Raw genomic sequence first — 8993 nt, 5'->3', positions numbered from 1 at the left:
CCCGTTGTTTATTCCTGAACTTCTTCCCGCTCTTCGGATTCCTCGCCTTCCACAGGATCTTCCTCCGAATTCTCTTGGGTACTTGCACCTGTAATAGCATCATGTAGAGCATTAAATGCCCTTTGCAGTTCTGCCGCACTAGCCTTACCTTCAAGCTTTGGAATTAACTTTACTCGCTCAATTAGATCTTCTGCATCAACAGTTAAAATCACAGGTTCAGGAAGCTCTACTTCAGGAGCGTTATTATTCGCTACAGAATTTGCCTGAGCTTGAGCAGTCGCATTATCGTTAACTGTCTGTACCAATTGGTCTACTCGCTCATGAGCCGACTCAATACCGCCCTCAATACGATTAAAGTCCGAAGCACCAGGGCGATCACCTTTAGCCCATTCGCGCTTTTCAAATTTTGTTTCTTGTTTTGTTTCTTTTGTCATGTTTATTTACCTCATTAAAAAAGGCGACCTAAGCCGCCTTGAATTTAAAATTGACTGGATTAGTCGCCTAAACCACCATCTAAGCCTGAATCTTCTAAAGCATCTGCCACGATTAAAAGAACACCAGCTGTATCCTTGTTAGATGTTGCGTGCTTCTTCCAGTTTTCAGGCGTTGCGAGCGCCGCATCAGTTGGAGAAGCGCCTTTAGTGGTATCCCATGAGTAACCAAGAATGCCGGCATTGTAAGACCACTCAGCCTGATAGGTGTATTGGATATTCTCTTTACCCGTTGTTGCCACAAGTTCTGCGTTAAAGTCGTTGTTATCAGCAACTGCAATCGCTTGTTCAACTAATCCCAATACATTGTACGTACCATCTTCTTGGGATTTGATCAGTGCGTCTGAGTCCGTCACAACAAGCAACTTACCGAAAGGATCTCGTGATACGTTCACGCTATCGTATGAGAATAAGTGCTCGCCGTTCGTAAGCGCATTATCGTAAAGCGCATGTACTACAGAGGAGTGCATCGCCCAAGCACGAAGGGAATTAGAGCGATCTCCAAACTTTGAAGCTGCTTTATTTAACGCTCTAAACGATGCTTTCTCGGTCGATAAATCCGTTACCACATCTTTATTATTAGTAAGCGCTGCAACAGCACAAGATAATGCCGCATTGAGCATATCCGCTAAACGAGCTTTTGCTAACTGCTCACCAATTGTTAAAGCTGCCAATGCAGGATTTTGTTTAACCCACTCATATTGTGCTTTCTCAAACTCAACTGGCGGCGTACCTGCTGCAACTTTTACCGCAACTTCTAAAAGCTGTTTTAAGCGAGTAGCTTGTACAGTATCTTGACTATTCACATTACGGCGACGCACTAAGCCTGAAATCTGCTTGAATGATGCCTTAATGCTAAAGTCCCCTTGTGACGGCTCATTGACTAGCTCAATCGCATAGCCTGATGCCTCATTGAATTTTGCAATGTCTTGATCGACTGTTTCAGTCATTGTTGTGTAGACTTGCTTATTAAACTTCTCTAAATCGAATGCCATATTTTATATTTCCTTTATTAAATGCTTTCTAAGTAAGCGATGCGTTCTGCTTCGGTTGTACACTCTGATAGAGATTTAGGCGCATTAGATCCGCCTTTATGACTATTGTTAGTGCCTCCGCCCTGATTGCCGCTTGATTTTAGGATCTGATCCTTGTTTGGATATGCGTTTACAAACTTTGCTAATGCTTCATCAAAAGATGCTGGTTCTCCCGCATTTGCTTCTGAGAAAACGATGCTGTTTGGATTGCTTGGATCATGAAGCGCTACAACTCGGTTATTCTCATCAACAACGAAGTTATCGCTGAAGAACTTGCGAGCCATATCTGCCGGAATATTGAGTTTTTCCGTTACAAATTTAGAATCACCAAATGACTGCCCGATGATGTATGACTGCATTTGTTGCTTGTACCCCTCAGCTTTTGAGTTCGCCTCGCTTAGCTGCGCATCGTGTACTCGCTTCATTTCTGCTTTGATCTCGTCAACCTTACCGGCATCCACTAAATCCTTTTCACTGAAAGATTTCACCTTCTCAATTGCTTCTCGCGCTTTAGTTGGATCTAATCCTTCAAAAGGTTTCAATTGCTCTTTAAGTGAATCAATCTCCTTTCGTCTTGATGCTGACTCTGCATTGATTGAACTAATATGCTGTTTATTGGCTTCAAGAGAGAACCCCTCCTCTTTACCATCAGCTGTGATTAAAATTGGATTGCCTTTGTCATCAGCTACCAAATTCCCGTTTTCGTCTTTTTTCCACATATCTAATTTCCTTAGCTTCTCGCCATGTTGCTGTGAGCATCTCGCTCGTTAAAAAATAAGTAATAAAAAAGCCCACTTAAAGTGAGCTGTTATAAGTTGTATTTCTTCCGTAACTGTTCAATCGTTAAAGGTCTATCATTTTGATTTAACATCTGTTGCAAGCTGACCTTTCCATCTCGGAACCATTGAGCCTTTCGCTTTCCTAAAATGCCATCTTGATACTTGGCTTCCTGCTGTTTTAACCAATCGCTATAATTGAGATTGCTGTCTACTGGTCCGAACTCAGAAGCCCTTGTTGATTTATGCTTGGTATCAATCACTATCTGAATGATCGACCTGCAATTAGGATGAAGTGGCGTTTCCTTGAATGGCATAGTGTGACCAATTGGCTCATTATCTAAAGTCCACTGCTTCCCATCACGAGCGCCACACTCTAAAGTGGTCCTGCTGTCCAAGGTCGATAAGTGCTGTTTAGCATGAATAACATCAGCATTAATCTCCATTAACTTAGATTGTGCAGCACTTGAAATTGAAGCGTTTGCCGTTCTAACTAACGTTTCTGCATATTGAGCTGTTATTCCCAATCGATGCCGAACCTGCCTAGCAATATTCGCTTGAGATTCACCAATAACATTGCCGTTCCTAATGATAGTTTCGAGGTTAAACTTTAGATCACTCTGCTGTTTACCCCACCAATCACCTAACGCTCGACCTTCAAACAGAGGTGTAACCTTAATCGCCTCAAGCTTGTACTTTGGCAATACCGATAAAGCACTTACACCTAGCCACTCGTTATAAACGATTGCCTCAACTTGATGAGAAGTTATATAGAACTCTTTATTGGTCTTATCAAGAAATGATGAGATCCGATCGTAATTCGTATCGATAATCTCATCTATATCCTTTAACAAACCATCTAGCTGATGTTTAGTAAGGTTTTCTATATCCTCGCTAATAATCGCCGCTAAAAGCTCTTTTTGCGTTTGATTTAACTGACCTAGAACGATTGATCGAACATAAGCATCATATCTAAACGCATTAATCTTCCATTCCGCCAAAGAGACTTGTAGGTCTTGGTAATCTAGTTTCGCTTTCAATTCCTATCTGCTCCTCTTCCTCTTCGTAGGTTCGACTTCCGCTAATAGCGTTCATGGCCACTAAAGTTTCATAAGCTGTTCTGTATGAAGTAATGCCGTGAACCGCTGATTGAATAACATCTTGTGCCGACACGCCTGAATCAATTGTATTTTTAAGATTCTCGGTAATATCAATTGTTCCCGCCTCTTCTATTCCAAGCCACATACCGAACATTTCGATGACTTGGTTCATGAACTCGCCTAAAAGCATGCCGTAAAGCATTAGCTCACTAACTTCCTTAATCCCTTCACTCTTTGCTTGAGTGTCTGTTAAGGCCATCTTGGTGCGAGTGAGTAACTTAGCGCCGGCAACTCCCATTTGCTCCTCGAGTTTATCGAGTGAGGTTTGCCCTGCCTCTATAGCCGCCCCTGTATGTTCAACATAAGCTACTTTTGCCTCATTCCTAATGCTTAATCCCCCACTGACATATTCAATGTCTGTTGAGTTATCAACGCCAGTAAAAACAAGTATTGGCACCCTAGCTACATCAACAATATTTCGCTGACTGCTCTTTGATTGCCAATGCTCGATATTAAGCTCTGCAAGATTCTCTAAAGGCGGCTTTCGACTAAGCTTTAATTCAAATGCCGTAACGTAATCAAGCGTTTTACCGTTAACCTTTACTGCAAAGTCATCTTTAGATTCCCATTGGCCCTTATCGCTCTTTCTCCAAGTGCGAGTTTGTCCGGGAGTCATTAAAACTATTTCATCTTGATAGACAACTTCAAAGTCATTCGTCTTATCTTCGTTAATCACTTTATGCTGATACTTGAAAAGGACGATCTTGCCTTTCTTTTCTCGCACATCTAACACTTGATCCGCTTCAACTTTGAAAGCATAGGGCCGAGCGCCCGCTTGGATCTCTTCTGCTTTACTCTTAACCTGAACTTTAAGTGAGTAATCAACCACGATATAAGAGCGCGAATAAGATAAAGCTTCATAGAATACCGATTCAAATACACCCGAAATACTTCCACCGGACATATCAAAATCATCCTTGTATTCGAGGATCTTTTCATCTAAATCCATTGAGAATTGCTTATAGAACAATCTTCCCGTCATGGATTTAACTGTATCCTCAAAATAAGGCACTAATACGGCTTGTTTTAACCTATTTCTATAATCTCTATCTCCATACTCTTTATCGTTTGCCTCTGAGGGGAATTTAGGCAAATACGTTTCGCCAGCTTCCCTCATTGCTGACGTTCCGCCAAGAAGCGCTTTGATCGGCGCTATCTCAGCATGAAAGTCTTTCATTTTCTGAGAAATGGAGTCTATTTTCACTTGTGTCATTTTCTACTCGCATAAAAAAAGCCACCGAAGTGACTTAAAAAATTGGTAATCGAATTCGTTGTGCTTTCTTCTTCACAATTGGGAAGAGTTTAACAATCGGATAGGTGCCGGCATCATTAACGTGATCTACACCTGAACTCTTATCAGGCTCGCCGTGCTTGTCGTAAACTTGCTGCTCTAAGCCCTCGGTGAATTTAGGGCATCGATTAGTATTCACCAATAAACGCCTTTCGCCTTTACCATTCAACAGCATTGCTTCAGTGGCCATTACCCGATCCTTAACTCTTGGATTTGAGGAGTCAACAACTAATGAGAAACCATGTTCTCGAAGAATACTTAAGTCTGATTCACTGGCACTCTTTGAACTTGTGTTTTGTCCGCTGGCATCGGGATAGATCTTAATTGCGTGACCCTCAAATCGCTCTTTGATTAGTCGGGCCATTGTTGGCGTATCTCTCACCTCTGTTAGCTCATCAACTGCATACATCTTGTTTTCACGAAGCACATAGACAACTGCTGCCATCTTGAGAACGTTAAAGTCCATCCCGATATGTAGAGGCTCGCCCTCTTTAGCAACTTCATTTGTGTGATTAAGTTTATTATCGAAATCTACATACACAGCGCCACTTGTAAGGTTTACAAACTCGCCATTAATGTATGCTTCTATCAGTTGCTTAGGATATGATTCGAATAATGACTCAATATAGTCTGGCGGTAGATTCTTCTCATTGTCATAAGTACTTGCCTGTATAAGCCCATACATTTTTTGAAGGCTTGCTTTTGTTCTAGGCTGCTTTACGAACTGCTCATAAACAAACTTAAAGCCTTCAGGGGTTGTTGTAACATCAATGCCATTTCGAAGTCCTGGTTTGTTATATCTCATCCGAGCGATAATCTTTCGCCATGCTAAAGTTGCTTTATCCTGGTTAAGAATATCGATCTCATCAACCATGGCGTGACCAATTTTAAAACCAACTATTGAAGCTGGCTTATCCATAGATCGACAAATAGTTGTGCCTCGATAGATTCTACCTTCATAAAAGTGGACTTCCTTATTAGACTCTTTGATATCAAGATTCAATCCCCACTCAAAAGCGACCTCTTCCATAGTTTCATAAAAGATATCGCGAATATGGGGATATGTAGGCGCGAAGTAACCGGCATTGATTTTAGGGTTTTCCCAAAAATGCTTAGCCAAGGCAGCACATCCTACCCAGGTTTTGCCTCCCCCGAACCCACTGATAAATGCCTTAAACTTATTATCCATTTCTAAGAACTGGCCTTGAGGAATATTAAGGCTCGGGTTTATCATCTTTTCGTGCATCCTGTACGTTTACGACAATTTGAACTGGCGTTGCTGTTAAATCATCAGTATCTGGCATTGGGTTATTGGACCATTTATCAGGGTGTCTGTTTCTAAGCCAAAAAATAATAGATACGGGGTCGGGAACAACTTCTTTAACCGTTGTAGTTCTTCTAACGCCCATCGGAGAATCTTCTTCTTTGACTTCTTCATAGGTATAACCGATAGCTCTTTTTCTTAGAGCCTCCACAACTTCTATGTCAGCAATTTCTTTTCCTCTTTTTATGGACTCGGAAAATTCAGGATAATCTATTTTCCACTGATAAACAGTTGACTCATGAACCTCAAAGAATCCAGCTATTTGAACATCCGTCATTCCCAACAAAGAAAGCCTATAAGCCTGTTCGGCATACTCTTCTTTATACTTCGTAGGCCTCCCGACTTTTCTGCTCTCTTCACTCATGAATAATCCCTCTTGATGCTTTCCTTAAATCCAATCGAACAGCGCTTGTGGCTATCTGCTCTCTATCAAAGTACACGCTAATTACACCGATCATATTCCCACTCGTAGGCGGTACCGGCACAGAGCACACATAAGAGATATCGTCTATTTCTGAGATTCTTCTCTCTACCTCTGAGTGAGCTTCAAATGAATTGCAAACAACATGACCCTCTAACAGGTATGTCATATCTAATCGATTACGCTCACTTGAATAAAGAGGTGCTGATTTGCCTAGCCATGATTCTGTAACGTGTTCGCCACCCTCTGAATCATAAGCGAACATTACTGTTTTTGATGCTTGATTACCGCTAATATCCGTAGCCCACACCACTACACTTTTAGCATCTAAGCTATCTACGAGTTTTTGCGACTCAATCAAAAACTTATGAGGACAAAATCTTGATTGTAGATCCCTCATATCAATGAGCCTTGCAATTGAGCTTTGAACCGCTGAACTTGTTGTGACTAACGTTCCTATTGTAATAACGATCAATATAATGACCGCATATATCGTTCCCTTTGCTGTTTTGGGGAATTTATCTATTAGGCTGGCAACCTTCAACATTGCTCACCTCTTTTATTTCTTGCCATTAGCGGCACTCCTATTTTGTCTATGCCGCATTGGCGTTTTGAACTACGCAGTTTTTCCGCGCAGTTGAAATTAGTCTTGGCAGTTATTGATATACCGCTCATTGTGAACAACAATCTGCCGTTTAGTTTCGAGCGTGTCTTTTATGCTTGCGGTGATTAAGAACCAACCTGCACAGTTAATCTCTTTCATCTCGTAAAGCGTTTTGTTTGTTGAGCAAGCCGTCAATATCAGACTCACTAGCGCTATTGATGCGATCTTTAGTGTGCTTGGTGTCTTTCTCTGCATCAGCTTTGAACTTCTCTTTTTCTGCCTTTGATTTGTTTCGTTCTGCTTCATTTTTATGTTTCTCGATTTGCCTGTCTTTTGATTTCAAAAGGGCATAAAAAAAGGCGAGGATTAACCCGCCTATTGCCAATAGAATGTTTTTGAATTTATCCATAGTTTTATTCTTGAGCTTCTAATTTTTGCATGTAAGCATCAAATTTTTTAGAGTAAAAATCAATTAGAGTGATCCCACTATAATGCGAATAAATAATACGACCTATATCTTCATCTCCACTAATTGGCTGAAAAACCACTACTGTTGGTTCTTCTCTACCATCAAAAAGCGTGTTATAACTACCCCATTTTTTAGAAAGATCGGCAATTTCACTATTAGCTTCTGCTTCAGTCATATTCTTAATTATATTTATAGCTTCAACTTTATGATCTTTAATTGTCAGATTTTTATAATACGATAAATCCTGTTGATTCGAGCACTTCACATAACATTCAACACCTGTTTTTATATCCAAAAATATCTTAGTATTGGACTTATATAGTTCGTAGCCACCCCCATAATCTTGACTTAATGTGTAATTCACATCAAAGTCATTAATATCTACAATATCTACTCCTATCTTAGTTCCATATATTTCCCTCTCTTGGGCAAAACTTACAAATATCCCACTGAGGAGCACTAAGGACAATAACATCTTCATACAAACCTTACCTTTCAAGTAGTTAATTAATATTTCCATTTCTTACAATTATTACATCCGTAGTCCATAATTACAAAATAGATAGTTATTCATGCTCTTTCCTCTTCTGCACCGTATCAACAATCCCTTTCGTTATCGTTGTACCTGCGCCAGCACTCATCATCGTGATAAAAAACACCTCAGCAAAGCTCGCTTGAACAATCACTGCATAAGAAGTTAAAAGAATGCCGGCAAGCGTTGTGATGAATAGCGTTGTTTTGTTTAGATCTAATCTAAGGTCGCCATTACTTGATCTTCCTTGAAGCATTCTCAATAATTCACGCTTAATCATTGCAAATTAACCTCTGTATTAGCCTTTAAATTCGGAATTGGCTTAAATGACTTGTACCCCTTTGGCATTACATATCCAATAAAGCGCGATTTAAGAAACTTAGCGATTGATACTGCTGATCCTTGATTGCCACCAAGTAAAACCCAATTGTCGCCGTCTTCACCAATAATAAAGCCAACGTGTCCACCGCCATTTCTTGTCATTACCGCGATACATCCATAACAAGGATCTACCTTTTTGCCACCATCCCAATGAAGCCAATATTGCGAGCTGTCTTTAGTGCGTTTTTGATAGATCGACTGATCTTTTGAATTAGTATTGATTCCTCTTGCTTCAAGTGCTGCACCTACAAATGCCGAGCACCAAGAAACCTTTTCATTCTTAATACCGCCCATTCTGAACATTTGCCAGTACTCGAGTATTCTAGGATTACCTGCACCAATACCAGTACGCTTTACGCCGATCTCTTTCATTCCCCATTTGATCCATGGGAAATCTAATTGATTGTCGGATACCGCTTTCGCAGCTCCGCCCACTGTTCCTGTATTCATTTCACTTTCCTTTGGGCAATAAAAAAGCCCGCCGGAGCGAGCTGTTGAAAAATTTTTTTA

General features: G+C 40.6%; 12 protein-coding genes. All 12 read right to left on the bottom strand.

Annotation, left to right across the window (positions count from 1 at the left end; genetic code table 11):
- Positions 1-8: 8 nt before the first annotated feature.
- The 12 genes from MMG00_RS12205 to MMG00_RS12150 all read right to left on the bottom strand — a co-directional run bounded on the left by MMG00_RS12205 (position 9) and on the right by MMG00_RS12150 (position 8933).
- Positions 9-434 (bottom strand): hypothetical protein, encoded by a 426-nt coding sequence (locus MMG00_RS12205; RefSeq protein ID WP_242148737.1) that lies wholly within the window; start codon positions 432-434, stop codon positions 9-11.
- Positions 435-493: 59 nt separating this feature from the next.
- Entirely contained in the window at positions 494-1486 is a 993-nt protein-coding gene (locus tag MMG00_RS12200; protein ID WP_242148735.1) for a major capsid protein, read from the bottom strand.
- Between the two features lie 17 nt (positions 1487-1503).
- Positions 1504-2244 (bottom strand): DUF6651 domain-containing protein, encoded by a 741-nt coding sequence (locus MMG00_RS12195; RefSeq protein ID WP_242148733.1) that lies wholly within the window; start codon positions 2242-2244, stop codon positions 1504-1506.
- 89 nt (positions 2245-2333) lie between these two features.
- Entirely contained in the window at positions 2334-3341 is a 1008-nt protein-coding gene (locus MMG00_RS12190; RefSeq protein ID WP_242148731.1) for a minor capsid protein, read from the bottom strand.
- On the bottom strand, positions 3283-4674 hold the full coding sequence (locus tag MMG00_RS12185; protein ID WP_242148729.1) for a DUF4055 domain-containing protein: 1392 nt from the start codon (positions 4672-4674) through the stop codon (positions 3283-3285). Before MMG00_RS12185 ends, MMG00_RS12190 begins: the two co-directional genes overlap by 59 nt.
- Before the next feature lie 34 nt (positions 4675-4708).
- Positions 4709-5986 (bottom strand): terminase large subunit domain-containing protein, encoded by a 1278-nt coding sequence (locus MMG00_RS12180; protein ID WP_242148726.1) that lies wholly within the window; start codon positions 5984-5986, stop codon positions 4709-4711.
- On the bottom strand, positions 5967-6440 hold the full coding sequence (locus MMG00_RS12175; RefSeq protein WP_242148724.1) for a helix-turn-helix domain-containing protein: 474 nt from the start codon (positions 6438-6440) through the stop codon (positions 5967-5969). The genes MMG00_RS12180 and MMG00_RS12175 overlap by 20 nt, the downstream gene beginning before the upstream one ends.
- Entirely contained in the window at positions 6433-7044 is a 612-nt protein-coding gene (locus tag MMG00_RS12170) for a hypothetical protein (RefSeq protein ID WP_242148722.1), read from the bottom strand. The genes MMG00_RS12175 and MMG00_RS12170 overlap by 8 nt, the downstream gene beginning before the upstream one ends.
- Positions 7045-7246: 202 nt before the next feature.
- Positions 7247-7510 (bottom strand): hypothetical protein, encoded by a 264-nt coding sequence (locus tag MMG00_RS12165; protein ID WP_242148720.1) that lies wholly within the window; start codon positions 7508-7510, stop codon positions 7247-7249.
- Between the two features lie 4 nt (positions 7511-7514).
- A complete protein-coding gene (locus MMG00_RS12160) occupies positions 7515-8051 on the bottom strand; it encodes a hypothetical protein (protein WP_242148718.1) in 537 nt (178 codons plus the stop codon).
- An 85-nt stretch (positions 8052-8136) separates the two neighbouring features.
- Entirely contained in the window at positions 8137-8382 is a 246-nt protein-coding gene (locus MMG00_RS12155) for a hypothetical protein (protein ID WP_242148715.1), read from the bottom strand.
- On the bottom strand, positions 8379-8933 hold the full coding sequence (locus tag MMG00_RS12150) for a TIGR02594 family protein (protein ID WP_242148714.1): 555 nt from the start codon (positions 8931-8933) through the stop codon (positions 8379-8381). The genes MMG00_RS12155 and MMG00_RS12150 overlap by 4 nt, the downstream gene beginning before the upstream one ends.
- Positions 8934-8993: the final 60 nt, after the last annotated feature.

The sequence above is a fragment of the Ignatzschineria rhizosphaerae genome (assembly GCF_022655595.1).
GTDB lineage: Bacteria > Pseudomonadota > Gammaproteobacteria > Cardiobacteriales > Wohlfahrtiimonadaceae > Ignatzschineria > Ignatzschineria rhizosphaerae.
The sequence above is the reverse complement of the archived record's forward strand: the minus strand, read 5'-3'. Positions and strand labels throughout refer to the sequence as shown.